25 protein-coding genes are annotated in these 25,452 nt (G+C 44.3%); 5 read left to right on the top strand and 20 right to left on the bottom strand.

What is annotated here, in order from left to right; translation table 11 throughout:
- Nucleotides 1–18: 18 nt before the first annotated feature.
- The 6 genes from NST45_RS11155 to NST45_RS11130 form a co-directional block, all read right to left on the bottom strand.
- Nucleotides 19–1,689, bottom strand: a complete 1,671-nt coding sequence (locus NST45_RS11155; protein WP_036677387.1) for a spore germination protein — start codon at nt 1,687–1,689, stop codon at nt 19–21.
- Nucleotides 1,690–1,870: 181 nt separating this feature from the next.
- A complete protein-coding gene (locus NST45_RS11150) occupies nt 1,871–4,060 on the bottom strand; it encodes a DEAD/DEAH box helicase (protein ID WP_036676919.1) in 2,190 nt (729 codons plus the stop codon).
- On the bottom strand, nt 4,057–5,376 hold the full coding sequence (locus NST45_RS11145) for an ATP-binding protein (protein WP_036676916.1): 1,320 nt from the start codon (nt 5,374–5,376) through the stop codon (nt 4,057–4,059). The genes NST45_RS11150 and NST45_RS11145 overlap by 4 nt, the downstream gene beginning before the upstream one ends.
- A 15-nt stretch (nt 5,377–5,391) precedes the next feature.
- Nucleotides 5,392–6,951 (bottom strand): TerB N-terminal domain-containing protein, encoded by a 1,560-nt coding sequence (locus tag NST45_RS11140; protein ID WP_339825596.1) that lies wholly within the window; start codon nt 6,949–6,951, stop codon nt 5,392–5,394.
- A gap of 187 nt (nt 6,952–7,138) precedes the next feature.
- Complete coding sequence (locus NST45_RS11135; protein WP_094900681.1) at nt 7,139–8,350, bottom strand: MFS transporter; 1,212 nt, start codon at nt 8,348–8,350, stop codon at nt 7,139–7,141.
- 82 nt (nt 8,351–8,432) lie between these two features.
- Complete coding sequence (locus tag NST45_RS11130; protein ID WP_036676915.1) at nt 8,433–9,200, bottom strand: DUF1836 domain-containing protein; 768 nt, start codon at nt 9,198–9,200, stop codon at nt 8,433–8,435.
- A 114-nt stretch (nt 9,201–9,314) separates the two neighbouring features.
- Here NST45_RS11130 and NST45_RS11125 point away from each other — a divergent pair, with 114 nt between their 5' ends.
- Nucleotides 9,315–10,625 carry a hemolysin family protein gene (locus tag NST45_RS11125; RefSeq protein ID WP_036676912.1) on the top strand — a complete coding sequence of 437 codons (1,311 nt, stop codon included), beginning with the start codon at nt 9,315–9,317 and terminating at the stop codon, nt 10,623–10,625.
- Between the two features lie 50 nt (nt 10,626–10,675).
- Here the strand turns inward: NST45_RS11125 and NST45_RS11120 are convergent, their stop codons facing one another.
- From NST45_RS11120 to NST45_RS11110, 3 genes are read right to left on the bottom strand one after another with little or no spacing between them, the layout of a single operon-like run.
- A complete protein-coding gene (locus NST45_RS11120; RefSeq protein ID WP_339825593.1) occupies nt 10,676–11,209 on the bottom strand; it encodes a GNAT family N-acetyltransferase in 534 nt (177 codons plus the stop codon).
- 24 nt (nt 11,210–11,233) lie between these two features.
- Nucleotides 11,234–11,662 (bottom strand): GNAT family N-acetyltransferase, encoded by a 429-nt coding sequence (locus NST45_RS11115; protein WP_038571397.1) that lies wholly within the window; start codon nt 11,660–11,662, stop codon nt 11,234–11,236.
- Between the two features lie 25 nt (nt 11,663–11,687).
- A complete protein-coding gene (locus NST45_RS11110; protein WP_036677380.1) occupies nt 11,688–12,041 on the bottom strand; it encodes a VOC family protein in 354 nt (117 codons plus the stop codon).
- Nucleotides 12,042–12,232: 191 nt separating this feature from the next.
- Between NST45_RS11110 and NST45_RS11105 the strand changes: the two genes are divergently transcribed.
- The gene (locus tag NST45_RS11105) at nt 12,233–13,549 is read left to right on the top strand and encodes a TrkH family potassium uptake protein (RefSeq protein WP_036677378.1); all 1,317 of its coding nucleotides are present in this window, start codon (nt 12,233–12,235) and stop codon (nt 13,547–13,549) included.
- A 57-nt stretch (nt 13,550–13,606) separates the two neighbouring features.
- On the opposite strand, the gene NST45_RS11100 is transcribed toward NST45_RS11105, so the two are convergent.
- Nucleotides 13,607–13,882: a hypothetical protein gene (locus NST45_RS11100; RefSeq protein ID WP_038571400.1), complete on the bottom strand. Its 276-nt coding sequence runs from the start codon at nt 13,880–13,882 to the stop codon at nt 13,607–13,609.
- A 178-nt stretch (nt 13,883–14,060) separates the two neighbouring features.
- Between NST45_RS11100 and NST45_RS11095 the strand changes: the two genes are divergently transcribed.
- The 3 genes from NST45_RS11095 to NST45_RS11085 all read left to right on the top strand — a co-directional run bounded on the left by NST45_RS11095 (nt 14,061) and on the right by NST45_RS11085 (nt 16,977).
- Nucleotides 14,061–15,293: an aminopeptidase gene (locus NST45_RS11095; RefSeq protein ID WP_038571402.1), complete on the top strand. Its 1,233-nt coding sequence runs from the start codon at nt 14,061–14,063 to the stop codon at nt 15,291–15,293.
- Nucleotides 15,294–15,337: 44 nt separating this feature from the next.
- Entirely contained in the window at nt 15,338–16,567 is a 1,230-nt protein-coding gene (locus NST45_RS11090; RefSeq protein ID WP_076099098.1) for an aminopeptidase, read from the top strand.
- 227 nt (nt 16,568–16,794) lie between these two features.
- Nucleotides 16,795–16,977 carry a hypothetical protein gene (locus NST45_RS11085; protein ID WP_036676895.1) on the top strand — a complete coding sequence of 61 codons (183 nt, stop codon included), beginning with the start codon at nt 16,795–16,797 and terminating at the stop codon, nt 16,975–16,977.
- 74 nt (nt 16,978–17,051) lie between these two features.
- Here NST45_RS11085 and NST45_RS11080 read toward each other — a convergent pair whose 3' ends face one another.
- The 10 genes from NST45_RS11080 to NST45_RS11035 all read right to left on the bottom strand — a co-directional run bounded on the left by NST45_RS11080 (nt 17,052) and on the right by NST45_RS11035 (nt 25,301).
- Complete coding sequence (locus NST45_RS11080) at nt 17,052–17,744, bottom strand: hypothetical protein (RefSeq protein ID WP_036676892.1); 693 nt, start codon at nt 17,742–17,744, stop codon at nt 17,052–17,054.
- A gap of 25 nt (nt 17,745–17,769) precedes the next feature.
- Nucleotides 17,770–18,342, bottom strand: a complete 573-nt coding sequence (locus tag NST45_RS11075; protein ID WP_038571406.1) for a TetR/AcrR family transcriptional regulator — start codon at nt 18,340–18,342, stop codon at nt 17,770–17,772.
- The gene (locus NST45_RS11070) at nt 18,343–19,059 is read right to left on the bottom strand and encodes an MBL fold metallo-hydrolase (RefSeq protein WP_076099097.1); all 717 of its coding nucleotides are present in this window, start codon (nt 19,057–19,059) and stop codon (nt 18,343–18,345) included.
- 84 nt (nt 19,060–19,143) lie between these two features.
- On the bottom strand, nt 19,144–19,611 hold the full coding sequence (locus tag NST45_RS11065) for a DUF6773 family protein (protein WP_076099096.1): 468 nt from the start codon (nt 19,609–19,611) through the stop codon (nt 19,144–19,146).
- A gap of 2 nt (nt 19,612–19,613) precedes the next feature.
- A complete protein-coding gene (locus tag NST45_RS11060; protein ID WP_036676881.1) occupies nt 19,614–19,817 on the bottom strand; it encodes a helix-turn-helix transcriptional regulator in 204 nt (67 codons plus the stop codon).
- Between the two features lie 1,093 nt (nt 19,818–20,910).
- On the bottom strand, nt 20,911–21,513 hold the full coding sequence (locus NST45_RS11055) for a nitroreductase (RefSeq protein WP_076099095.1): 603 nt from the start codon (nt 21,511–21,513) through the stop codon (nt 20,911–20,913).
- Between the two features lie 151 nt (nt 21,514–21,664).
- On the bottom strand, nt 21,665–22,441 hold the full coding sequence (gene pstB, locus NST45_RS11050) for a phosphate ABC transporter ATP-binding protein PstB (protein ID WP_036687516.1): 777 nt from the start codon (nt 22,439–22,441) through the stop codon (nt 21,665–21,667).
- Nucleotides 22,442–22,479: 38 nt separating this feature from the next.
- Nucleotides 22,480–23,376 (bottom strand): phosphate ABC transporter permease PstA, encoded by an 897-nt coding sequence (gene pstA / locus NST45_RS11045; RefSeq protein WP_036687518.1) that lies wholly within the window; start codon nt 23,374–23,376, stop codon nt 22,480–22,482.
- Complete coding sequence (gene pstC, locus NST45_RS11040; RefSeq protein WP_036687519.1) at nt 23,373–24,275, bottom strand: phosphate ABC transporter permease subunit PstC; 903 nt, start codon at nt 24,273–24,275, stop codon at nt 23,373–23,375. The genes pstA and pstC overlap by 4 nt, the downstream gene beginning before the upstream one ends.
- Nucleotides 24,276–24,365: 90 nt before the next feature.
- The gene (locus NST45_RS11035) at nt 24,366–25,301 is read right to left on the bottom strand and encodes a phosphate ABC transporter substrate-binding protein PstS family protein (protein WP_036687522.1); all 936 of its coding nucleotides are present in this window, start codon (nt 25,299–25,301) and stop codon (nt 24,366–24,368) included.
- Nucleotides 25,302–25,452 lie beyond the last annotated feature (151 nt).

Here is a 25,452-nt window from a genome sequence, read left to right as displayed (position 1 = left end):
CTGCTAAGAATACATTCTCTAGGACCTGCGCTTTTTCTTCTGGGTCTTCAGCATCTCCGGTCTTCGCTTCATGATTGATAACGGTGCACGGACGAACAAATCCTTCCAGTCACTTAACCGGAAAGGGGAAATAGGAGTGACGTAAGGAACTCCAAAGCTTGAAAGCCGAGTCAGATGACTGCAAATAAGCAGGAAGAAAAGGATGGTTCCGAACATGCCCAGGACCGCCGCAAATAACATGCCTGCGAATCGTAAGATCCGGAGAGTAATCCCCGCACTGTACATCGGTATGGAAAACGAAGAGATCGCTGTCACGGCTACAACAATTACCAGAAACGGACTCACAATACCAGCCTGTACCGCGGCATCTCCAATGATCAGACCTCCGACAATCCCCATTGCCGGACCTATGGGCTTCGGCAGCCGGATTCCAGCTTCACGCAAGATTTCAATGGAAATTTCCAGAATCAACACTTCAATTAATGCAGGAAAGGGTACACCTTGGCGTGTTTCGATAATGGAGATCGCCAGTTGTGTAGGAATCAGTCCCGGATGAAAGGAGATAAAGGAAATATACAGCGCCGGAGCCAACAGAGCCAGAAATGATGCGCAAAACCGGAGTATCCGCAAAAGTGTACCCGGAATCCAGCGCTCATAATAATCCTCAGGAGACTGCAAAAGCATACTGAACGTCACTGGAACAACGAGTGCAAACGGTGTGCCATCCAGCAAAATAGCGACTCTTCCCTCTAACAAGGAAGCAATTACCCGATCGGGTCTTTCCGTATTCTGTGTCTGCTGAAACGGGCTTAAATAATCATCCTCGATCAACTGTTCCACATAGCCGGATTCCAGAATAAAGTCCATATCAATTTTGGAGATACGTTCCTTCACTTCCTGGAGCAGATCAGGATTTACAATGTTTTTCATATAAGCGATAACCAGGTTCTTCTTGATTTCGCTGCCTACTTCAACCATTTTCATTTCCAGATTCTTATTAAGCCCTTGGCGCCGCAGCATAGAGGTATTCTCACTGAGCACCTCGGTAAAGCCAATCCGAGGCCCCCGCAGCAAAGCCTCTGAGGTCGGCTCAGTAATCGAGCGCACTGCTCCATGCGGAGAACCCACCAGCAACATCTCACACATGCCTTCGACAATCAGCGCAGTGTATCCGAATAGGACAAACTCCTGCAGCTGGTCTAAATCCTTGGCTTCACTGAGCTGAGCTAGCGGGAGCATATTCTGTTTCAAGTAGTTGTATATTCCTTCTGAAGCTTGCGTTTCGCCGGCAAACATCAAATTCTGCAGCACCTGCTGATTGATCAGTTCTTCGTGCTGCATCCCCTCTACATAGACTAATGCGGCACGTGCCTGAATACCTTTAACTGAGAATTCACGAAAATGTACATCACTGTTCTCCCCCAATGCCGTTTTTATCGCTGTCAGATCGGCATCATAGTCCTGAGTAAAAGCAGTAGACACAGGAGGCTGCGGATTTACTTCCCGATTGTCATTCTTCTTCAGTTCCGCATCCTGTGATTTGGCCTCTGTTTCCTTAGAGCGTCCGCTTCCAACATAAAAATACAAATGCCTGTAAAGATAAAAAATCCCTACGGGAAAGAGCAGCGTAATCGCCGCCTGCATAAAAATTGTCCAGTCCGGAATATAAGAGACTATTTTAGGCCACATCGCAATCATCCTCTATAGGAATCTGTTAGTACTATTCTCCTTCCACCCTATTCTTATGCAACATTTGAAACTTAAGGAAAGTTCATATATCACCATGGATCCGGACATAACAAAACGCCCGCTTATGCGGGCGTCTGCAATTTAGAGTATTTTCGATGTTTACTGCCCAAGGTTAATTAGGTTACTGCCACTGCTTTAAAACTTCAATCAAACCCGGGACATCTAATCCATCCAAGGAAAAAGCTTTGCGCAGCAGCTCATGCGGGATGAACTCATCGTATTTTCCGAGGTAGGGTGCTTCATCTGGTGATAACAATGATAATGGATCTGTGGCAGCCATACTTTCGGCAATGATCTCTGCTTCCAGCGTTTCTGCATCAGTTTTACCCGCAACAACCATATAATAAGGTTCCATCGGAACGATAGAACGCAGTCCCAGAGGGCTCTTCAGATTGTTCTTCAGAAGGCGCTCCAGCGTGCGGAATTGTCGACTGCCCGCCCAGGGCAGAATGAACATAGAATCTCCACCCGCCGGCATAACGGATCGCACAAGCATTCCGCTTTCCTTCGCTAAACGACGAGCTCGTTCGAGCCGCGCAGCGGCACTCGGAGCTAAATACGGATACAATGAAGTGGCTCCTAAGATTTCACGGATCTTGTTCATGATGCGTGTATGTACATCCCCACCCGCACCAAGCCACAACGTATCTACTTTGCCGCGTGAGGTTTTCACATAAACGGCTTTATGGCGATTATCCACCTCTTCTACCTTCCAAAGCTTACCTGCCAGAGTAAAACAGTAGCCTGGTGGTGGAACCGTTGTGATCGATCCGATTTCCTCAGTTCCGTTATAGACCACATGCTCTTCATCATCTTTGAAGACCGCGTAGAAGCGGAAGTTATTCACGATCTTCTCTCCCGCCATCCCGATGATCAAGCTGCCTTCGTCCATCTTCTCAATTTGTCCCATGCCTAACATATAGGTCATGAAAATATCATAATCAGTAGGATCTATGGTTTTAAACGAAGGCAAACTCAGAACCGCTTCTTTTAAATCATCCGGTTCGGCCTCACCCATACTTTTCAAAATGCTCATCGTCTGATGGTATAGCAGTCCAACTGGCAGCTGACGCACGACCAGGGGTTCAACCCATTTCTCGCGCACATATAGCTCAATAACCGCTATCGCTCGAAGCAGTGTCCACGGCATCCGCGCCGGAAGCTGAGCTTCCTCGTCCTCTTCCTCGGGCGTGACAAAGATCATCTCGGATGCAGCGTCTCCACGCCTGCCCGAGCGGCCTAACCGCTGCACAAAGCTAGCACAGCTATAGGGAGCGCCGACCTGTAGCACTCGCTCCAGCTCGCCCAGATCAATGCCCAGCTCCAGCGTCAACGTCGCTGCGGCAACAGCCGGTCCGGTGCCTTGCCGCAGCGCGGCTTCCGTCTCTTCACGCAGCATCGCGGAGATGCTGCCATGGTGAACGTGAAACACATCCCGTTCACCACGCTTCGCGGCCGTTCTCCGCATCTCTAGGGTCGCCGTCTCCGCATCTGAGCGGCTGTTGGTGAAGATCAACGCCTTCTTCAGATGCGTATGATCATAAATAAAATCGTAATAAGACTGCTTCGCACGTTCTAAATGCTCCGCCTGCACCTCATCCCGTGCATCCGGGAAAGAGAAATGCTCCACACTTAACCTGAGCTTACGCCCGCCTTGTGGAGCGGACACTTCAACGCTCTCCCGTGTGCCTGCCGCTAGCCACTCCGTGACAGATGCGTAGTCGCTCAGCGTAGCAGATAGACCGATTCTGCGAGGATGGCATCCCGCCATTCGTGAAATTCTCGCCAGCTGGCTTAACACCTGGATCCCCCGGTCAGCTCCCATAAAGGCATGCACCTCGTCAATGACAATAAAACGCAGATCATGGAACAACGCTGGAATAGCATTCGGGCGGTTCATCAACAATCCTTCAAGCGATTCAGGGGTGATTTGCAGCACGCCTGAAGGATTCTGCACCAGTTTTGTTTTATCGGCTTGTGGTACATCTCCATGCCAGTGCCACACCGGAATGTTGCCTTCGCGAAGCAAATCATTCAAACGTGTAAATTGATCGTTGATCAAAGCTTTCAAAGGGGCGATATACAAAATGCCAACCGAACCGGAAGGACGTTCATACAGCTCAGTAAGCGCAGGGAAAAAAGCTGCCTCTGTCTTACCTGAAGCGGTACCTGAGGCAATCAGCAGATGATGCGGGGTATCAAAAAGCACACGGCAGGCATCCACCTGTGCCTCACGCAAAGTCTCCCAGCGGTTCTTATAAATAAACTCTTTAATGAAGGGTGCCAGCCTATAGAACGGATTATCACTCATAATTCAAACTCCGCTAAGAACCCATCCAGTTCATTTTGCTCGGTCTCAGCTGGCTTAGCTGTTTTTTCGCCCACTAGCTGTTCAAAAGTAATCTCCGGATGCTGGTGGAGCGTATGCAGCAGATCCATGAAATCACGAACTACCTCCCGTGGAGTCAAGAGTTCCTCAGCCCCTAATCTTCCAACCGCTTCCTCCATAAAATGAACCAATTGTTCCTGTGATAAACGCGCTTCATAACCATAATGTAGGGCGTGAATCCCTTTAAGCTTTTGCAGCAGTACCAGAATTTCCTCGTGTGATAACATGTCCAGTGCAATGATAGGTCCAGTATAATTGTTCAGACCCGCCGCCCCGTACCGGCCTGCAACCAATCTCGATCGCAGTGCCTCATAACTAAATAATCCACGCCGTCCATCTTCCACAAATTGCGGAGTTCCCCCTATAAAAATCCCAAGGTTCTCTGCCTTCCCCTGCATCGTATCATTGAACATAGTAAGCAGCTTTTCATAGTTGCTCTGGCGGGAAATACTGTTCGTAATTTTATAGAGATTGACACCTTCATCAATAAACAGCAGCAGACCTTTATAGCCAATAGCCGCGGTAAATTCCGCCCAAAGCTTCATATAGTCATACCAATTATCATCATCAATAATCACGCCAACTCCAAGCGCTTTGCGGGCTTCTGTCCGAGTTGCAAATTCTCCACGCAACCAGCGAAGCGAATCCTGTTTCTGGTCATCATCAGCCAGCTTGTGTGCATTCCAATAAGAGGCGAGTACTTTGGCAAAATCAAAACCATGTACCAAACCACGCATTTCAGAGGCTACAGCGTAAATTCGCTTCTCTACTTCTTCACCAAGCTGAGGGTGATCAGGTCCATATTCCTTCTCCTGCATCACGGACTGCTGTAGCGTAATAATCCATTTTTGCAGGATGATCTCCAACGCTCCACCATCTGGACGTGTGCGGGTCGATAAATGGCTCATTAGCTCCCGGTAAGTCGCTAGGCCTTGTCCTTTGGTTCCCACTAATCTGCGCTCAGGGGAGAGGTCAGCATCTGCTACTACAAAATCACGATCCATCGCGTAATTACGGATCATCTGAAGCAGAAAGCTTTTGCCGCTGCCGAATTTGCCTGTAATCAGCTTAAAAGCTGCCCCACCCTCTGCAATGTTCTCCATATCTCTTAATATGGCTTCAATCTCCGGCCGGCGGCCAACGGCTATATGCTCTAGTCCGATACGCGGAACAACACCAGCCGTCAACGAATTGACTAGCGCAGTTGTCATTCGTTTAGGTATTTTTAATTCACTCATCCAAAGTTCACCTCATTAAATATTGCGCAGCATAGAGATATATTCCTCAACAATGTCTTCCCCCTCAATGATCAGATCACCGAGAATATCCATTGCGATTTCATTAATCTCATCAATTAAAAGCTCTGACATCGTGCCATTGGCAGCAGCCAGCTTCAGCATAGATTGACTTCCATCCTCATCCAAAAGAGCAAGCAGTGCTTCCCGTTGTAGTGGATTTAAAGCATTGGCAAACTGTTCTGCCTCCGACCCTATGTTAACCACTTGAGCTTCTTCAATCACATCTACAGGCAACAATTCTTCCTTGCTGTCTTTTATTGGACCGATTTCATCGATAGTTACATCGATCTCGCTATCCTCGTAATCTTCCTGCTCGTCCATATTCTCAACCGTAAGCATCGTCCGTACAATTTCAGAATCACTTTGCAGGCGTTCTAGCTTCTCCGGATCTATGACGACTGCCGGTCCCTTGTCTTCCTGCGTCTCTTTAAGGTATTCACGCTTTAGAAAACGAGTGATCAAATCGTCCATATCGGCATCCACATTAACACCTTTAAGTCGTCCGCGGTAGCCCATCAGTTCCCGTAGTTTATTCTCAGTCAGACGAAATAGCCTGGTAATCAGACTGCGAAGTGGTGGAGATTTACTAATACGTACAACCGGTATAAGAACAGAATAGCCATATAATGAAATGTCATATACGGCACTTCGGAATAAATAACGCTCCCGCATCACCGCTGGTCCAGGTGGAAACATTTCAACTAGATTGGAGCCGTGTTTCCGGGTGACATAAGCATTGATTAACGCCACGACCTGCGGAATGTATTGTTCAAGAGCTTCTTTGCCTTCTCCGATGTAGAACTTGGATTTACTAATATCATAGTCCGACATTGCCGTTAATACTGCAAAGGTTAGTTGCTCAGGCGCTGCGGTCAAGCCTCTCATTAATTCAAGTTCCGCCAGATCTCCTGCAAGACCACGTGAACGAGCCACAATGATAGAAAGCGGGACATCCAAGTGATGTACAAAAGAGAAGTCCGCGATCCAGCCGCCAAGATATTGATCCAAGCGTTTATAACTTTCCCGGTAAGCTTCCCAGATCTGATTTAGCTGCCTATAGCCATCATAAGGATCAGTCCACCCCACACCATTAATAAGCTCATATACATGCAGAAAAATATAAGAAAGATCTGTTTTCAGATATCTGCCTTGTCTAACTTCATTCCGCCAATAGAAATACCATCTGCTCTGCGTGCCTGTCATATGGCCATATGTAGGCCAGTAACTCTTAAAAGGAACAAATAGCGCTGAATCCTCAGTTTTATCAACCAATTCCTTCGCTCTTGTTACGAACTGCCCTTCGGTGGTAGTCACAGGCTCCGGCGTTTCCATCTCTGTATCCCAAAGCTGCAGCTGTAATGATGGTTCAGGGGATGAATTCGTTTTGCCTTTATTCGTTGAAGATGACTTAGACAACAGCGGTTCAGGGGAATTTCGCGGCGGAATCGGTACATTTTGTTCCGTACTTTCCCAGACTAATTCTGTGAAATGCGGCTGCTTCCTATCATTACTCATGTGCGATCGCTCCGTCCTTATAAATAAGGATTAATGTAAAAAAACGGTCCTGTTCACAACTGTGAAGGAACCGTTTTGTTCTTACGTAATAGTAGTGGTTGTCCATACAGGACGACAACATCGTTTCTTCTTGATATTTTAGCACTGTTGATAGATTAACATCAAGTATGTAATGCAGAATCACACTTTAGAGAAGCTCGGTTCCCTTTGTTTCTTTGCCAAGGAACAATACCGCTAATGCACCGATAATAATCGTTACAAAAAATAACATAAAGATCGAGCCAATCGCCATAGATTTACCTACTAGAACCCCTACCAGCAAAGGTGCGATAATTCCCCCAATCCGGCCAAAGGACGTCGCTAAACCAGCACCTGTGGAACGAATAGCCGTTGGGTACAGCTCTGGCGTATAAGCGTACATGCCACCCCAAGCGCCAAGATTGAAGAAGGATAAACAAATTCCGGCAGCCATCAGCATTCCTTCAGTAGTCGCATTTCCGAACCATGCAGCGCTAACCGCAGTGAACAGCATATAGATGACTAGGACAAATTTACGTCCGAACTTTTCAATAAAGTAAGCGGCAGTAAAATACCCAGGCAGCTGAGCGAGCGTCATAATAAGCACATACTCGAAGCTTTTGACCAAGCTGAAGCCTTTAAGTACCATAACTGTAGGCAGCCATAGAAACATGCCATAATACGAGAACACCACCGTAAACCATAAAATCCACAACATAATTGTAGAACGGCGATATTCTGGCGACCATACGGTAGCGATTCGTTTCTTTAAGGAAACGGGTGCCTTTTTAATCTCAGCAAATTTCGGTGAATCATCAATCGCCCGTCTTAGATATAAAGCGTAGAGTGCAGGTACAGCCCCAATTCCGAAAGCTATACGCCAGCCATAATCAGGGATAATGAAGAACGCGATTAATGCAGATGCAATCCAACCGACTGCCCAAAAGCTCTCCAAAAGCACAACCGCACGGCCTCTCTCCTGAGCAGGCATGCTCTCTGAGACCAAGGTAGAAGCGACAGGCAGCTCTCCGCCAAGGCCAAACCCAGCAATAAAACGAAGCACACAGAGGATCGCAAAGCCTGTTGCAAATGCAGATAATCCGCTTGCCGCCGAGAAAATAAGGAGTGTCCACAGCAATACCGGTTTACGACCAAAGCGGTCTGCTAATATTCCTGCCGCTGCAGCACCTACTGCCATACCGACGGAATTAATACTAGTCAATATACCGATCTGCTCCGGTCCCAGATTCCAATCCTTAGCTAAAGCTGCTACAACAAAAGAAATCATTCCGACGTCCATCGCATCGAACATCCAGCTCAAGCCAGCGCTGAAGAGTAATTTCCTTTGTTTCGGATTCCGCAGCAGTGTCATTTGATTCACTTCGAAGCCCCCTTATTTCAACCTGCTAACTAATAAAACTTACTTTTGATTGTTTCACTTATACATTTTAAAATTGAAGTGCTCAAAAATCAAGAAATAAAGCAGCATTAAAGTATTGCCTAGCCAGCGATTGAAAATAACAGGTCTGCACAGAAATTGTGGCGATAAGCAGCATATTACGAACGGATTCTCTCTGCGCTCTCGACAAATGTGTCAGCCGGTTAATTACACGATCTATAGAGCTTTTTAACGAGGTATCTTCTTTCCAAGAGAACTCCTTGTGCAACACTTGATCTACTTTACATTGCGTCTGAATCGATGGATTGCTTTTGATCTCCTCAAAAAGCCCTGCATATGCGTAATACAGCTTGGCCGGTTCAATTAGATCATCATCATCGCGATCCGGCTTTAGGAACATTAGCTGGAACAATTGGCGAATACTTTCAAAGTTAAGGGCTGATTTGAGATCATCAATAATAAACAAAAGCGCCGCCTGATTAACCGAATATTTCTTTCCTTCTTTAGGCGAACCGAGATATTCCTTGAAGTCGCGCTTGACCCAATTTTGCATAGCTGTGACGGTCAATGTGGAATACTCTATAAGATGGCCCAATGAAGCAATTTCACCAAGTGAAAAGCCTTTTACATGGCCGCCTTTAATGATCTTTTGTAATATGGGTGGAACATTGGTTGATAAAAAAGCGGGTAACGAAGTCCCCTTTTGTAATTCTTCACGGTGAAACTTTGCCCATGCCTCTTGGAGGATATTCAGCGGTTTCCGGTCTGACAATCCGGTCAATGAGAGCAGTAGACTGGACATCTCCACACGAGTCAATGCAAATGATTCCATATCTGTTTCCCTCCACCATTTGATATTTTACTGAAAAGTTCGTAGAATAGTTCATAAGAACTCATAATAATGAGTATAACCTATTTTAGGAACGAAAGGGATGGTAAAGATTATATGGGTATAGGACTTAGTTTGACGTTGGTGGTTATTTTGATTATTTTAACCGCTTTTTTTGTAGCAACAGAATTTGCATTGGTGAGACTTAGAGGTAGCCAGATCAGTCAAATGGTGCTTGACGGAAAGAAGAATGCCTTAGCAGTTCAGAAGGTATCCGCTAATCTCGATGGCTATTTATCCGCTTGTCAGCTCGGGATTACTATCACTGCGCTGGGTATTGGTGCACTGGCAGAGCCTGCATTCGAACAGTTATTGCTTCCTATTTTCGACTGGGCCAATATCAGTTCTAGTGTGAGTCACCCTCTTGCGTTTTTACTCGCATTCATCATTGCAACATTCTTACACGTCGTTGTCGGAGAACTTGCTCCGAAGACGGCAGCTATAAACATTCCGGAAAAAATCGGTCAAATTACTTCACCGCTGATTATTTGGTTCTACAGAATTTTGTACCCTCTCATTTGGTTCATGAACGGTTCCGCTAATATGCTTGTTCGACTTTTTGGGATGAAACCAGCTAGTGAGCATGGAGACGCGCATAGTGAAGATGAGATTCGTTTGATCTTGTCCGAGAGTTACGAAAGTGGGAAAATCAATAAAGCCGAATATGGCTATGTTAACCGAATCTTTACTTTTGATGAGATGCTCGCCAAAGAAATCATGGTTCCGCGAACCGATATGGTATGTCTTTTTACCAATCATTCGTTGAAAGAAAATTTCGAAATTATCCGCAAGGAGCAATATACTCGTTTCCCTGTGGCACAAGGCAGCAAGGATAATATTATCGGAATGATCAACACGAAACAGCTCTATTTGCAGTATGATAACAATCCTGATTTTGATTTCCACAGCTTAATTCAACCCGTACTGACAGTATCTGAGGTGACACCAGTCAAGAATCTTCTAACTCGTATGCAGTTGGAGCGTGTGCATATTGCCTTGCTGCTTGATGAATATGGTGGAACATCCGGTCTCATCACGATTGAAGATATTTTGGAAGAAATCGTTGGTGAAATCCGTGACGAGTTTGACGGTGATGAACGCAGAGAAGTCGAAAAAATAAGCGATACTAACTATCTATTCGATGGTAAGGTATCTCTGTTAGAGGTCAAGGATCTTACAGGGCTTGATTTCGAAGATGAAGAAGTGACCACAGTTGGAGGTTGGGTATACAGTCATATTACCGATCCAGCCATTGGCAAAAGTATTGTTCGTGACCATGTAACATTGACCATCCGCGAGATGAACAGATACCGTGTCCGCAAGGTTGAAGTTGTTATCGAACAATCAAGCAACACTGAATCATCATAAATTACGAAATCATAACCTTTATTCATAAAAAAAAGGATAGGGTCATCAGATTAAATCTGATCCTCTATCCTTTTTTCTTTTGGGAGAATTTTGCTCATATAATATTCGTCCACCCACTCACCATCGATAATAAGAGATTTCCGCTTCGTCCCTTCGATTTCAAACCCGTTCTTGATATATAGCGCCAAAGCAGCTTGATTATGGGTCATGACGGATAACTCAAGACGAACAATCCCATTGTTCATAGCCCAGATGTCCATCTCACGGAACAGGCCAGCTCCAATCCCATTCCCCTGATATTGTTTCTGAATCCCAATCACTATGTACGCGCTATGTCTATTACGTCTAACACTTCCACCTCTAACAGACAAGTAACCTGCCAAATGATTGTCAACCTCTGCCCCTATAAGAATTGAAGTTTCTGCTACCAGAAAGCTTTCGAGCATTTCTTTGACCTGACAAAGACTAGCTTGTCTTTCATCCGGTTCCAATAACATAAATTTGGACTCCTGGTCTAACTGATGCTGAAGTCGAAGCAATTCACCTGCATCCTCCGGCACCAGTTCTCTAAGTGTAACCATCATATCATCACTTCCAATCGTAAATAACTATAAATACTTCTTGAACAACTTGCTGGAGCTGCCATCATAACCTAGATGCTCGTAAAAACGATGCGCTTCTTCTCTCTTTGCAGCACTTGCTAACATAATCTTAAGGGCTCCCTTGGAGATTGCTACATTCTCGGCATGTCTCATTAGCATTGCGCCATACCCTTTTCCTCGTACTTTTTCAGCCACAATAACTCTTTCTATAACAGCAAAGGGCCTATCGTCACACAAAGCATCCATACAAAAATGAAGATGTAACGACCCGACAATTATTCCTTGTTCTTCGTACACATAAAGAAAACTATCCGGATGATCTGCTATCTGCTTCAGTCGCTCAGGGGATACATGAATAGCTGGATGCTCAGGCAGCAAAATCCGGTATAGTTCTTCAATATTGATAGCGTCTTTGGGCACAGCTTCTCTTATCATTCGTCTACTCCCTTCTATATAACGCTTAACAACGACAGACCATAATCACATTTCCATCGGGATCTTTAAAATTAAACCAATGATCATGTTCGATATCCGTCAGAATCTCTCCTCCGTTGGCCTTTACATAATCATAAGCAGCATCAATGTCCTCGGTGTTTAGATGAAACGAAGGGATGTTTAGAACAGATTCAGCGGTGTAAATCTTACTGTCCAAAACGATGCCCGGTCCCTGCATAGGGACTACATATAAATGGCCGAATAATACCTCTCCATCTAGTGGCAGTCCAAGCAATTGGCAATACCATTGTTTAGATTTCTCAATATCCTTTACCGGAATAAAAACAGCACCAATCTGATTCAGAATCGGACTTATCATCATTAAGAAAGCCTCCTCTTTAAAGTTGACGGATAGGGTGTTATTCTAGAATAATTCGATAAAATATGTCAATTACCTCCCTCCATTTAGGGAAGGGCTGGTAAGTTGTGTTATAATTCTGTGAGCATTACTCCAATATCACGTACGTCAGGAGAATTACATTGGCTAACCTGAACTTCGGTGGTTTTAAAATGACCCCGCCCAAAGTTTTATCACTAGGATTCTTAATCCTTATCACTGCCGGGACTTTTCTGCTTAGTCTCCCGGTCTCCTCAACATCCGGACAAATATCCTTTATCGATGCCTTGTTTATGGCGACTTCAGCCACATGTGTTACAGGTCTTGCAGTCATTGATACGGGAACTCAGCTAACTACCTTCGGACAAGTTGTTCTACTCATTTTATTTCAAATCGGAGGATTAGGCTTTGTAACGATGGCTACTTTGATTACCTTGGTCCTTAATAAACGGATATCCTTGAAAGAGCGAATCCTTTTGCAAGAATCTATGAACCAAAATTCGATGCAGGGAATTGTACTCTTAATCCGTAGGGTCCTGATCTATTCTCTTGTTATTCAGCTGTCGGGTGCCGTGTTGTTTGCTGGAAGGTTTATGATGGATATGCCCTTTGGGAAAGCAGCATATTATGGGATTTTTCACAGTATATCTATCTTTAATAATGCAGGCTTTGATCTCTTCGGTGATATTCATGGGCCTTTTAGCGGACTTACTCGTTTTGTAAATGATCCCATTGTTAACTTCACCTCAATGAGCCTTATATTTCTTGGAGGGATTGGTTTTATCGTTCTGTCTGATCTTATGGACTTTCCTAAACGCAGAAGACTCACTCTTCATTCAAAGGTTGTTCTTTGGACTTCTCTTATATTGATTATTATTGGTGCGGGGCTGTTTTTCCTACTGGAGTATAATTCTACGCTGAAGCCCTTGAGTGCAAGCGGAAAGTTTTGGGCGACCTTTTTACAAGCGGTAACTCCGCGATCTGGTGGTGTCACCACCATTGAAGTTCCACTTTTACGGCAATCCACACAATTTCTGATGATTCTATTGATGTTTATCGGTGCTGCACCTGGGTCGACGGGTGGAGGAATTAAGATCACTACATTCGCCGTACTGGTTACTGCGGTAGCTGCACGATTACGGGGGAAAGAAGATATTGTAATGTTTCGCCACCGGATCGCTAAAGAAAATGTATATAGAGCCCTTACCATCACATTAATGTCTCTTATGCTGCTTGTCATCGCTACGATGTTATTATCCTTGACCGAGAGCGCTGAATTTCTAACTGTACTTTTTGAAGCTGTATCTGCTTTTGGAACCTCAGGCTTATCTATGGGCCTTACTCCGGAACTGACTACGGCAGGAAAGGTTCTAGTGATTATCCTGATGTTTATGGGCCGGACCGGACCACTTACACTTGCTTATGCTTTGAAACCAAAAGGTAGTAAAGAACTGTATCGTTACCCAGAAGGTAAGATAACGATTGGATAGTCATGATATGGCCAGCGGCTACCAGATAATGCCGCTGGCGTCATATCAATAATAGTATTATTCTTCCACGATTTCTTGTTGATCAAGTGCCGCATCCAGCAACTGATTGTACACATCATCGTCATTCTCCAGCAATGCATCCGTTTCTAAGAACTGTTCCTCGCTCCCAGGCTCACCCGCAAAGCTTAGACTGTAATCCCATTCCGTTCCTCTTGTACTGAAGAAAGTAATTTCATATGGAGCCTTATGATTTTCGAGAGTGAATACAGTCCTCCCTACATAACTTTTATCTTCTTTACGGCTCATTTCAGCACTTACGATCTCTAAATTCATCCACTTATCTTCCTTCCTATCATCAAATCAGCTACCCTTTCAGTATATCATTGAAATGATTGTAATTCCTTCTCTTTGCTCTGTAAATTCCACGTAATTGACTTTTTTCATCCGGCGGTTAATAATTTAGTACAATGCTTGTAAAGTACTAAACTATTAGTAAATGGAGGAAATTACAATGACTGATTTTCAGGCTAAGCTTAGTAAATATGCAGATTTAGCTGTACAAATAGGTGTTAATGTTCAACCCGGGCAAATTCTAGTGGTGAATGCACCGATTCTTGCCGCTGATTTCGTACGTCTAATTACCGCTAAGGCATATGCCATCGGAGCAAGTTTAGTTAAGGTGAACTGGAGTGATGCGAGCATTACACGCCAACAGTTTGAACACGCTGCGCCAGAGGTATTCACTCAGCCTCCTACTTGGTACGCAGGTGAAATGACTGAATTCGCCGAAAAAGGTGCGGCTATCCTTAACGTGATCGCTGAAGATCCTGATGCACTTAAAGGTATTGATCCAGTACGTATCTCCAATTTTCAAAAAGTACGTGGAGCTGCCCTCACCAAATATCGTGAAATGCAAATGTCCGACAAAGTTAGCTGGAGTATTGTAGCTGTTCCTTGTCAAGCTTGGGCGGATAAAGTGTTCCCTGAGGTTCCAGCCGAAGAACGTGTAGATAAACTCTGGGAAGCCATTTTCCACACCGTGCGTCTTGACCGTGAAGATCCAGTAGCTGCATGGCAGGAGCATCTCGACACCTTAGAACAAAAAGCAAATGTACTCAATGCAAAAAAATATAAAAAGCTGCATTACATAGCACCTGGCACTGACCTTAGCATCGAGCTTCCTGAAGGCCATATCTGGGCACAAGGAGACAGCATTAATGCAAAAGGTCATTCTTTTGTAGCCAATATGCCTACCGAAGAAGTCTTCACTGCACCACTAAAAACTGGTGTTAATGGCACTGTAAGAAGCACAAAGCCACTTAGTCATGGCGGCAACATCATCGATGGCTTCTCTATTAGCTTTGAGAACGGCCGTATTGTAAGTGTTACTGCTGAGCAAGGTCAAGAAGCGCTAGAGCACCTCATTAGTATGGATGAAGGAGCGAAATACTTAGGGGAAGTTGCCTTGGTTCCTCATAAATCCCCTATTTCTGAATCCAACATTCTTTATTACAACACATTGTTTGACGAAAATGCTTCTAATCACCTTGCTATAGGTATGGCTTATGCCTTCTGTTTAGAAGGCGGTAAAGATATGAATCCAGAGCAGTTAATTGAGCATGGCCTCAACAATAGTGTAACCCATGTGGATTTCATGATCGGGTCAGCTGAGATGAACATTTACGGGATAACTGCTGATGGAACTGAAGAACCTGTCTTCCTGAATGGAAACTGGGCGTTCTAATTTAAGCACACAAGAGATACAGGATATTGGGAGGAATAGAAACTATGTTGGATTTCAAGCAAAAGCTGGAGAATTACGCATTGCTGGCCGTGAAGATTGGCGTTAATATTCAACCGGGTCAGACACTCGTTGTGAATGCAGATATTGTATCCGCAGAGCTTGTGCGACTTGTGGTTCGTAAAGCCTATGAAGCCGGCGCGAGACTTGTAAAGGTGAATTATAGTGATGAAGTTGTATTACGTACACGATATGATCTTGCTCCATCCGATTCCTTCCTGGAGCCGCCGCAGTGGCAAGCCGATGAATTAGAGGATCTTGCTAAAAAGGGAGCCGCATTTCTAACCATTATCTCTGCTGACCCGGATCTTTTAAAAGGCGTTGAACCTGGAAGAATTGCCGATAATCAGCGTATCTCTGGGCAGACCCTAGCGCCATATCGTGAGTACTTAATGGGAAATCATGCGAGCTGGAGCGGTCTTGCCTTCCCATCAGCCTCTTGGGCGGCAAAAGTGTTCCCTGATGCTCCATCCGAGCAGCAGGTTGAACTGTTATGGGATGCCATCTTTAAAGCCACACGTGCGGATCAGGACGATCCTATTGAAGCATGGAGCCGCCATTTAGATGGACTCAAAACTCGTTGCGCTTCCTTGAATGAAAGTAAGTTTCGCAAGCTGCACTATACAGCACCTGGTACAGATTTAACTATTGAGTTGCCGGAAGGACACATCTGGTGTCAGGCAGGAGCTGTGAACGGTAAGGGCGTCCCTTTCTTAGCCAATATTCCTACGGAAGAAGTGTTTACTGCCCCTTTGAAGTCTGGTATTAATGGTAAAGTGAGCAGCACTAAGCCACTTAGCTACGGCGGCAATCTAATCAATAACTTCACGCTGACCTTTGAGAACGGTAAAGTGATTGATTTTACTGCTGAAGAAGGCGCTGAAACTTTGGCATCACTAATCGCGCTGGATGAAGGCTCTTCCTATCTTGGCGAAGTTGCTTTGGTACCTTTCCACTCTCCGATTTCTGAGAGCGGTATTCTTTATTACACTACGTTGTATGATGAGAATGCCTCCTGTCATTTGGCTTTAGGTGCAGCTTATGCCTTCACAATTCAAGAAGGAATTACGATGACTAAGGAACAGCTGTTGGAAAAAGGAATGAATCAAAGCCATACCCATGTTGACTTTATGATGGGCTCTCCTGAAATGAATATTGACGGAATTAACGATGATGGAACAACAGTACCTATCTTCCGTAATGGGGATTGGGCTTAAGGCTTAAACAACACCCGTTAGATCCTAGATAGAACCAACTTCAAACAACCCGCTTAGCTCTCTAATTAGAGAGTAAGCGGGTTGTTTTTGTTTTAACAATAACATTTCAGGTGGTGAAATGCCCAAATTTGAATAAATGTTCAATATTTGTTCACACTATTGTTGATTTTCGTTCACAAATATGTCACAATACAATTAAGGATTGAATTTCCAAGGAGGGGATTATCATGTTGAGAGACCCAGTATCCAAAGAAGTTGACAGCATCGAAGAAGAACAGCTAGAAATTCAACCACCGGTAGATTCAAGAATTGTTGCATCTAATGCTATTAAATACACTGCCTATGTTATGCTGCTTTTTGGATTCTTGTATTTCCTGATTGCTTACTTGGCGCCTATGTTGGAACCTTAATGTGATGGATATAACTTTATTGGAAAACGCTTACGGTTAATCACTCTCTATGGAGTAGTGATTAACCGTTTTTATTAATTCCATGAGAATGCTTTGTTTGTCCAAGCTATTGCTGTAGGCGACCATACCCCGTTCATCTTCGATTGTATCCAAGCTATGGCCTCTTCTCTATCCCCTTCAAAAGCGGATAAACCGTTATCTGACATCCAGTGACTGACCGTCTCGAACGAGGTACTACTCCAACCATTTACTTCACCTTCATCATTCAGGCGTTGCTTGATGCCTGAGATCACCATATCTAAAGATCCTTGCAGCTCAGTAACCGCGTTATCGAAGGCTGTTTTCTTTTCTTTTGCCTTCATATCAGCCTCTGCCCGAAGTTTACGTGTATCAATACCTTCATGTTCACGAACAATCTGCAGCAAGGTCACAGCTTCTTTACTAGCCAACCCATCCTTATACCGCTCTTCAATAGATTTGGTACTGCCTGCTGCTGCTACAAATGCCGGGAACCACTCCCTTGAGACCAAAATAGCCTTTTTCTTAATAAACTTTCCGTATCCTGCAAGGCCCTCACCTGGAAACTGCGCACGCCATGACCACGGATCTAAATCTGTTCCAGTATGCCAATTCTCGGGCTTAGTTAAGCCGTTTAAAGACGGGTGCCCGGGGATGAGCGCAGCAAGCGGTAAAATCCCCAATTTCGCAATAACCTCTGCTGTTTCACCATAAGTGGTGACACTACCTTGTTCATATTCCTGACCCATTTGTTCATCATCTCCTAGATCTAATTTAATCAGATTTCATATTTCCAATTCCGGTTATAAAAGTGCTAATCAAGCGGGTTAGACTCTCGTTAGTATCGAGCGCCATACCGAATCCACCCTTTTGCTCCAATGAGGCGAATCCATGCAGGATACTCCGTAATCCCCTTACGGCATGAAGTTCTCCTTCTTCGCCTAATAGATAACTCTTCATCACCTGAATTATAAACTGCAAAATATGCTCACCAGCCGCTTCAAGCTCCGTGTTCTCCTGCTCAGGCGCTCGTAGTGTAGTCTCATACAGACCTGGTCTACTCCTAGCAAAATCCACATATGCCCGGCCCATTGCGTGTACAGCAGCATCTCCATTTAATCCTTCAGCTGCGTTCGACATGCTTGTAAATAATAACTCTAATCCGTAAATGGCGAGCCCAGTCCGCAAATCCTGCAGTCCATTTATATGGTTGTATAATGACGGGGAACGAACACCTAGTTTACCTGCTAATGCAGCCAAGGTAACGGCCTCTATACCTTCATCATCGGCAATTTCTGCTGCTCTAATCACTAGTGTGTGACGATCTAATCCTGCTCTAGGTGACATTTAATTACTCCTATCCTGAATCATTTCTGCCTTACGTATGGCTTTCTCCATCTCCTGCTTTGGCGCTTTCAGTAAGTTGCCGTGACCAACAGCAAGTAAAGCTGGAGATAACTCTAGAAGCTTAATCGCACTATTCAGAGCTTGAGCTTTATTCCATGTAGCCATTGCTGGAAAAGGAAACAGGGGGATGATGGTTCCAGCCACCGCAGTTCCCCGGAAGGTCTGAAGAGCATCCCCAACGATTACAGCACCGCTGCGTGAATCAAGGAAAGACATAGAGCCGGGGGTATGTCCTGGAGTGTGAATCGCTGTTAATGATCCAATGGTATCCCCTTCGTGGAGAAGGACATCTGGCTTGGTAGCTATCTTCTTCGGCACGCCTCCCTTAATAGGGGTCTGAGGTTCTCCTTCCCGAAGTGAACGATCTCCACGTAGTAATGCCGAATCTCGCTCAGAGATGTACACCTGAGCCTCTGGACGTTGCTTTTTTAGTCCATCCAGTGCCCCAATATGATCATCATGCGCATGCGTTAAGATTATGCGTGTAAGCTTCTTATTTAGCTTCGCTTCAGTATCCATAATTCCTTTTAGACTAAATGGCATAGCGGCATCTATTAAAGTCAATCCATCCTTTTCCTCAATAATGTAACAATTCACTGGAAAAAAATTTGGCATCCAAGTCAACTGCAATAAATGACCTTCACGTGTTACTCTCATCCTTACCCCTCCGATAAACTAATGATATTAGCTTAAATATAAACTAATGATATTAGTTTTGCAAGAGATTGTTATCTTTAATATTTAACTCTCAATGTTCTTGTCAGCATTTTTGTTGGATTTATTAATTATGTACCACATCGCCCAAGTGATCCCTATGAAAAAAACAACCGCCCCCACGAGAGTACTCGATATATTTTTTCTAATATCCACTTCTCCCGCTTCTCTAAAATCAAGCAAAAATGTTAGCGTGGCCCAAATAATCGTGCTGATAACACCCGATATTAAATGAATCTTCTTAAACCGTCTGAGTTCTCCTTCCTTACTCGGCAGCAGGTATATCCCATCTTTGACACAACAAACGGTAACATACAAGCAACCTAACAGCATAATCCCAAAAGTATCTACCCAATATTTGATGTCCCATTCCAGGATAAATACTTTTACCAAAAGGCTGATCATAAATCCCACTAACACAATCAATAATCCGTGCGTACTAAACTTCTGAATTTCTGTGATAATTCGTTCGTCTTTAATCTTTGGCCCTTTCACAACTAATCCTCCCAAAAAATATCGTTTAATGACGTATCTAACGCCTTGCAGATGGCTATGCACAGCTTAATCGTCGGGTTATAGTTACCAGCTTCAATCAGGCCGATCGTCTGCCGTGTAACCCCTACAACTTCCGCTAACTGTTCTTGGGAAAGATTCTTTTGGATCCTTGCCAGCTTTAACTTGATGTTTTTGTTCTCTCCCACTCCATAACCTCCCTTTAATGTTTGTGATGCATTCCATTTTCCACCATTGTAATCTATATCGGTCATTATGTACATTATATATTACATTTGTTTATTGGGATCAACATTTCACTTTAGGATCGACGTGTCATTTTAGGATCCAGACTTCATTTTCCATTCCCTCTCCATCAGGAAATACTTTCTCCCCACCGTTGGATCAAATGGTGAAGAGTGATTGTAACTGAGTCCATAGCCAGTCAGCTGCGATGCCTAACTCGCCGCCTTGGCTAGTATGTAAGCACACTTTTGCCAATAGTTCGGACTCAGATGACCTTATAATGCAAATTCGAGTGTTTTCTACGGGTTATCGGACTCAATTGCAGCTATTTACTCAAAACCACACCAATTCTGCGCCTTTACAAGGTAATAAGAGCTATGGGGTCCGATACTTCTACAAAATGACTCAAAAAGCTCAAATAGCTGCAATACAGTCCCCAACATGAGGTTCTTTAGTTAGTTTAGGTTAGTTTGGGGTTAGTTCGCTTATTCGCCGTTGCATCGGACTGAGGAGTCCTTATTTCGTATATTTGCAGCTAATTGACGTGCTATCGGACCCAGTTGCAGCTATTTACTCAAAACCACACCAATTCTGCACAGTTACTTGGTAATAAGAGCTATGCGGTCCGATAGTTCGGCAAAATGACTCAAAAAGCTCAAATAGCTGCAATACAGTCCGATGCGGAGATCAGTAGGAAGCCCATAGAAGGTCACTAGGAGATCTCTAGAAGGTCACTAGGAGATCTCTAGAAGGTCACTAGTAAGCCCCGCAAGAGGTCACTAGGATATCACTAGGAAGCCACTAGGAGGTCAATAGGATATTACTAAGAAGTAAGTAGAAGGTTGAGCCACATCAGCAGAGGAACCGGCAGCGACAAGTGATCAGCAGCCATCAGCCATCACCCTACTATCGCTAGTCAAAGTAACAAAAAAAAGCATCCCTAAGGATACTTTTGATCTTTCGATGCTTTTGATATTTCGATCTTTTTGATATTTCGACGCTTTTTCGATGTTTATGATCTTTCCGCTTTTAATATACGAATGCCTTCGACTTTCCTTATTCCACTACGCCATTCTCTGGATAGAAGTCTACGATCTTCAGCAGCTCCGAAGCGTCTGTGCGTGGACGGCTGTCAGGTACAGTCTCCGGATATCCGGCATGGATCATGGCTACAATTTTTTCGCCGGGCTTCACACCAATTTTAGTGCGGAATTCAGGGTTGTTGATGTATGGATCTGTCTTCCAAATCGTTCCTACACCTTGTTCCCAAGCTGCGAGCTGGAAGTTCTGTACTAGTGCGGACGCTGCTGCAAAATCCTCGTCCCACTCTCTTTGCCGAGGATCTTCAGGCATCACTACGATTACTGTTAATGGAATATTCGAGATATATTCTTTACGTTTAGCAGCCACTTCTGGATCAGCTATAGCACGTTTTACAAAAGCAAATGCAGATTCAGCTAGGAATTTCGAACCTTCCCCTTGAAAAGCAATAAATCTCCACGGCTCACGCACACCATGATTCGGTGCCCATACCGCTACATTTAATAATTCCTCTAAAAGGCCTTGTGGAAGTGGATCTTTTTTAAAAAGCTTAATCGAGCGTCGTTCTTTTATTATTTCGGCCACACTATTCTGTTGAGTCTGTTGAGATTGCGTCATAAGATCCACTCCCTAATATAGTAATAATGATAATCATTATCACAAATGATACAGCATCTTTCTGCCTTTTGCAAATAATAGGCAACCATTCGAATCACAACTCTTGAATTCACAAAAAAACACCGTTCCCGAAAGAACGATGTTCACAGCTTCAGCCGAATCGGCCCATGATATATTCTTGCGTCATTTGATTCTCTGGATTGGTAAAGACTTTATCCGTCTTATCATATTCGACAAGGGAGCCTAGATAAAAGTATGCGGTATAATCAGAGATCCGAGCTGCCTGCTGCATATTATGTGTCACAATAACGATGCGAAGCTCTTCTTTCAACTCCTTGATTAGCTCCTCTACTTTACCTGTGGAGACCGGGTCTAGAGCTGATGCTGGTTCGTCCAAGAGCAGAATTTGCGGGTTAACCGACAACGCTCTAGCAATACAAAGGCGCTGCTGTTGTCCACCGGAAAGTGCAAGTGCTGAATCTTTTAAACGATCCTTTACCTCATCCCACAATGCTGCTTTGCGAAGACTGCTCTCAACAATCTCATCAAGAGCCTTTTTGCCTTTAATGCCGTGATACTTAGGTCCAAAAGCGATGTTATCGTAAATCGATTTATAGAACGGATTTGGCTTTTGCCATACCATCCCGATCTTCTGACGCAGCTTAATCACATCCGTACCCGGAGCATTAATATCCACTCCATCAATCCAGATGCTTCCTTTTGTTTTTGAGCCAGAAATTTCGTCATTCATCCGGTTCAAAGAACGAAGAAAGGTTGATTTACCGCAGCCGGATGGGCCGATCAGTGCAGTAACCGTATTTTCAGCAAATGGAAGGCTTATCCCCTTTACTGCCTCATATGTTCCGTAAAAAATACTCAGGTCTTCGGTTTGAAAAGATTCACGCACTGCTGTTGCCGACGTTCCCATCGATTACTCCTCCTACATCTCTACTTTAATTTGTATGATTAGTTCATTCTTTTTGAAGCTGTAAGCTTACGATAAATAAATCTTCCGAAATAACGTGCTGCCAGATTGAAGATTAACACCATAATTACAAGCACCGCCGAAGCTCCCGCAGCAATCTGTGCAGCATCTGGAGCTAGACCTTCACTGTTGACCTTCCAAATGTGGACAGCCAGCGTTTCCGCTGGACGGAAGGGATTCAGTGGCGAATTCGCACTAAGTGGATTCCAGTTGGTGAAATCCAATCTAGGGCTACTCATTCCTGCTGTGAACATCAACGCAGCTGCTTCCCCAAAGACACGGCCAGCGGACAGGATAGTACCTGTAATAATTGTAGGTAATGCTACCGGAAACAACACCGAGGTAACAATTTTCCACTTGGATAATCCTAGTGCAAAACCAGCCTCTTTTTGTTGTTTTGGAACACTACGAAAAGCTTGCTCCGTAATCCGCACCATCAGTGGTAGATTAAAGACCGTCAATGCCAATGCACCGGAGATTAAGGAGAAGCCTAGATTGAAATAGTTAACAATCAGCAATAGACCAAACAAGCCGACTACGATGGAAGGGAAAGATGACAATACTTCAACAATCAAGCGAATAAAGCCGGTAATCTTACCGGGACGAGCATATTCCGCCATATAAATACCGGCACCCAGTCCAAGCGGAACTGTAATAATAAGTGTCAGTACTAACAGGAATAAGGAGTTAAATAGCTGTGGTCCGATCCCTCCACCTGCACGAATCTTTTGCGGTGCGGAGAAAAGAAAATCCCAACTGATATGGCTTAAGCCTCTAAAGAGGATATATCCCAAAAGTCCAAGTAGAATGGCAACGATGAGCATCGCGAAAAATACAATAAGACTGGTGGCAATTTTATTTACGGTTCTCGGCTTCAAATTTTATTTCTCCTTTCAAGCATTCTCACAAAGAAGACAAATACGAAAGTCATCAGCATGAGAACCAGTGCCATACTCCACAGTGCATTATTGTGAGGTGAGCCCATGGTCGTGTTCCCCATACCGAGTGTGATCACACTGGTCAAGGTAGAAGCTGACTCAAAGAGTGATTTTGGTACGAATGGCGCGTTCCCGATAACCATTTGTACAGCGAGTGCTTCACCGAAAGCACGAGCCATTCCCAATACAATCCCTGTCATTATGGCAGGAAAGGTTGTTGGAATAATCACCCGCGAAATCGTCTGCCACCGGGTGGCACCAAGCGCATAGGAAGATTCTTTTAAGTTTTGCGGCAATGAAGCCAGCGCGTCTGCAGCCACGCTTGTAATCGTCGGAAGAATCATTACCGAGAGCACAAGCGCGCCTGCAGCTACCCCGATGCCTTGGCCCGGCAGGTTGTTGCGTAGAAACGGTACAATTACACTTAATCCGATGAAACCATATACTACCGAAGGAATCCCTGCCAAAAGCTCAATAACAGGTTGAAGTAATTTTTTGCCCCACCCTGGAACAATCTCAGTCATAAATAACGCAGCGCATAAGCTAAGTGGACTAGCAATCAATGCGGCAAGCAAAGTAACCAGAAAGGAACCCGAGATAAATGGAAAAGCTCCGAAGGAAGGCGTATCCGCTTCTGGCGACCACTTTGTACCGAATAGAAATTCAGAAACTGTAGCATTACCACTTGTGAAGGTTGAAATTCCTTTAGACGCTACAAAATATACCATCGATACAATGATTGTTATCAACAGTAATACACAGAAGGACATATAAGTACGTCCAACAAAATCTTCAATATGATGTTTTTCGAATCGTGAGTTCTTTAGTTTCACCCTCAATTGCTCCCTCTTTCTAAAGTGAAAAGAGAGGCAGATGTATCCGCCTCTAATCACTTGAGATTCTAATCAATAACATTGCCTAGAATTTAATTACTTAGCGGTAACAGTTCCTGCAACGTCGCGAACAACTTGCATTTTAACAGCTGGGATGTATCCAAGTTCAACAACTTCACCAGTTTGAACTTCGTCAGTTAAGAAAAAGTCGAGGAATGCTTTTACTGTCGCGTTAGGTTCACCATTTGTGTACATATGCTCGTAAGCCCACACTGGGTATTTACCAGAAACAACATTATCAACAGATGCTTCCACACCGTCAAGACTAAGTGTTTTAATGGAATCATCCAGGTAAGAAAGAGCAAGGTATCCGATTGCCCCTGGAGTTTCACCGATCATTTTCTTAACCGTACCGGAGGAATCTTCTTGAATCGAACCTGGGATATCTTCTGTTTTGGTTCCAAGTGCAAAGCTTTCAAAGGTTGCACGAGTACCGGAGCTGCCTGGACGGTTGATGATTTGGATTTTTTGATCCGCTCCGCCTACTTCAGACCAGTTAGTGATTTTACCAGTGAAAATGTCCACCAGTTGTTGTTTAGTTAAGCTATCCACACCAGCATCAGGATGAGCTACTGCTGCGATCGCTACTACTGCTACTTGATGATCTACGAGTGCTGCTGCTTTTTCTGCATCTGCATCTTTTAATTTTTCTTCTGCGAATACGTCAGAGTTTCCGATATCTACTTGTTTCTCAGCTACTTGAGTAAGACCAGTACCACTGCCACCGCCTTGAACTTGAATGTCCACGCCAGTGTTTTTATCCATGAAATTCTCTGCTACCAGCTCAACCAAGGGTTGTAATGCTGTTGAACCAGAAGCCAGAATCGAACCACTTATTTCAGCGCCGCCGCTTCCTTCGTTAGTTGCTGCAGCGTTTCCTCCTGTGTTGTTTGCCCCGCCGTTACCGCAAGCCGATAGTGCCAGTACGCTTGTTAAAGCCAAAGTCATGATCCATGATTTTTTGAATTGCATTGTTTTGTCTCCTCCTAAATGGTTTGTTAGCATGGCTCCCTGATCAGTTCATACCAAACTGGCTTCGAAAGCTTTAACATGGTGTTGTGGAGCTTGGCCCCCATATGCATGGTTACTGTAAAAGTTCATCAAACGCATATGTTATATGTTG

The sequence above is a fragment of the Paenibacillus sp. FSL R7-0163 genome (assembly GCF_037969975.1).
Classification (GTDB): domain Bacteria; phylum Bacillota; class Bacilli; order Paenibacillales; family Paenibacillaceae; genus Paenibacillus_AQ; species Paenibacillus_AQ odorifer.
Note: the sequence above shows the minus strand (reverse complement) of the source record. Positions and strands in the feature narration are given on the sequence as shown.

What these genes read in the sequence shown, in the direction of transcription:
- NST45_RS11155 (WP_036677387.1), bottom strand. Translation starts at nt 1,689, where the DNA reads ATGTGGCCTAAAATAGTCTCTTATATTCCGGACTGGACAATTTTTATG.
- NST45_RS11150 (WP_036676919.1), bottom strand. Translation starts at nt 4,060, where the DNA reads ATGAGTGATAATCCGTTCTATAGGCTGGCACCCTTCATTAAAGAGTTT.
- NST45_RS11145 (WP_036676916.1), bottom strand. Translation starts at nt 5,376, where the DNA reads ATGAGTGAATTAAAAATACCTAAACGAATGACAACTGCGCTAGTCAAT.
- NST45_RS11140 (WP_339825596.1), bottom strand. Translation starts at nt 6,951, where the DNA reads ATGAGTAATGATAGGAAGCAGCCGCATTTCACAGAATTAGTCTGGGAA.
- NST45_RS11130 (WP_036676915.1), bottom strand. Translation starts at nt 9,200, where the DNA reads ATGGAATCATTTGCATTGACTCGTGTGGAGATGTCCAGTCTACTGCTC.
- NST45_RS11125 (WP_036676912.1), top strand. Translation starts at nt 9,315, where the DNA reads ATGGGTATAGGACTTAGTTTGACGTTGGTGGTTATTTTGATTATTTTA.
- NST45_RS11120 (WP_339825593.1), bottom strand. Translation starts at nt 11,209, where the DNA reads ATGATGGTTACACTTAGAGAACTGGTGCCGGAGGATGCAGGTGAATTG.
- NST45_RS11115 (WP_038571397.1), bottom strand. Translation starts at nt 11,662, where the DNA reads ATGATAAGAGAAGCTGTGCCCAAAGACGCTATCAATATTGAAGAACTA.
- NST45_RS11110 (WP_036677380.1), bottom strand. Translation starts at nt 12,041, where the DNA reads ATGATAAGTCCGATTCTGAATCAGATTGGTGCTGTTTTTATTCCGGTA.
- NST45_RS11105 (WP_036677378.1), top strand. Translation starts at nt 12,233, where the DNA reads ATGACCCCGCCCAAAGTTTTATCACTAGGATTCTTAATCCTTATCACT.
- NST45_RS11100 (WP_038571400.1), bottom strand. Translation starts at nt 13,882, where the DNA reads ATGAATTTAGAGATCGTAAGTGCTGAAATGAGCCGTAAAGAAGATAAA.
- NST45_RS11095 (WP_038571402.1), top strand. Translation starts at nt 14,061, where the DNA reads ATGACTGATTTTCAGGCTAAGCTTAGTAAATATGCAGATTTAGCTGTA.
- NST45_RS11090 (WP_076099098.1), top strand. Translation starts at nt 15,338, where the DNA reads ATGTTGGATTTCAAGCAAAAGCTGGAGAATTACGCATTGCTGGCCGTG.
- NST45_RS11085 (WP_036676895.1), top strand. Translation starts at nt 16,795, where the DNA reads ATGTTGAGAGACCCAGTATCCAAAGAAGTTGACAGCATCGAAGAAGAA.
- NST45_RS11080 (WP_036676892.1), bottom strand. Translation starts at nt 17,744, where the DNA reads ATGGGTCAGGAATATGAACAAGGTAGTGTCACCACTTATGGTGAAACA.
- NST45_RS11075 (WP_038571406.1), bottom strand. Translation starts at nt 18,342, where the DNA reads ATGTCACCTAGAGCAGGATTAGATCGTCACACACTAGTGATTAGAGCA.
- NST45_RS11070 (WP_076099097.1), bottom strand. Translation starts at nt 19,059, where the DNA reads ATGAGAGTAACACGTGAAGGTCATTTATTGCAGTTGACTTGGATGCCA.
- NST45_RS11055 (WP_076099095.1), bottom strand. Translation starts at nt 21,513, where the DNA reads ATGACGCAATCTCAACAGACTCAACAGAATAGTGTGGCCGAAATAATA.
- pstB (WP_036687516.1), bottom strand. Translation starts at nt 22,441, where the DNA reads ATGGGAACGTCGGCAACAGCAGTGCGTGAATCTTTTCAAACCGAAGAC.
- NST45_RS11035 (WP_036687522.1), bottom strand. Translation starts at nt 25,301, where the DNA reads ATGCAATTCAAAAAATCATGGATCATGACTTTGGCTTTAACAAGCGTA.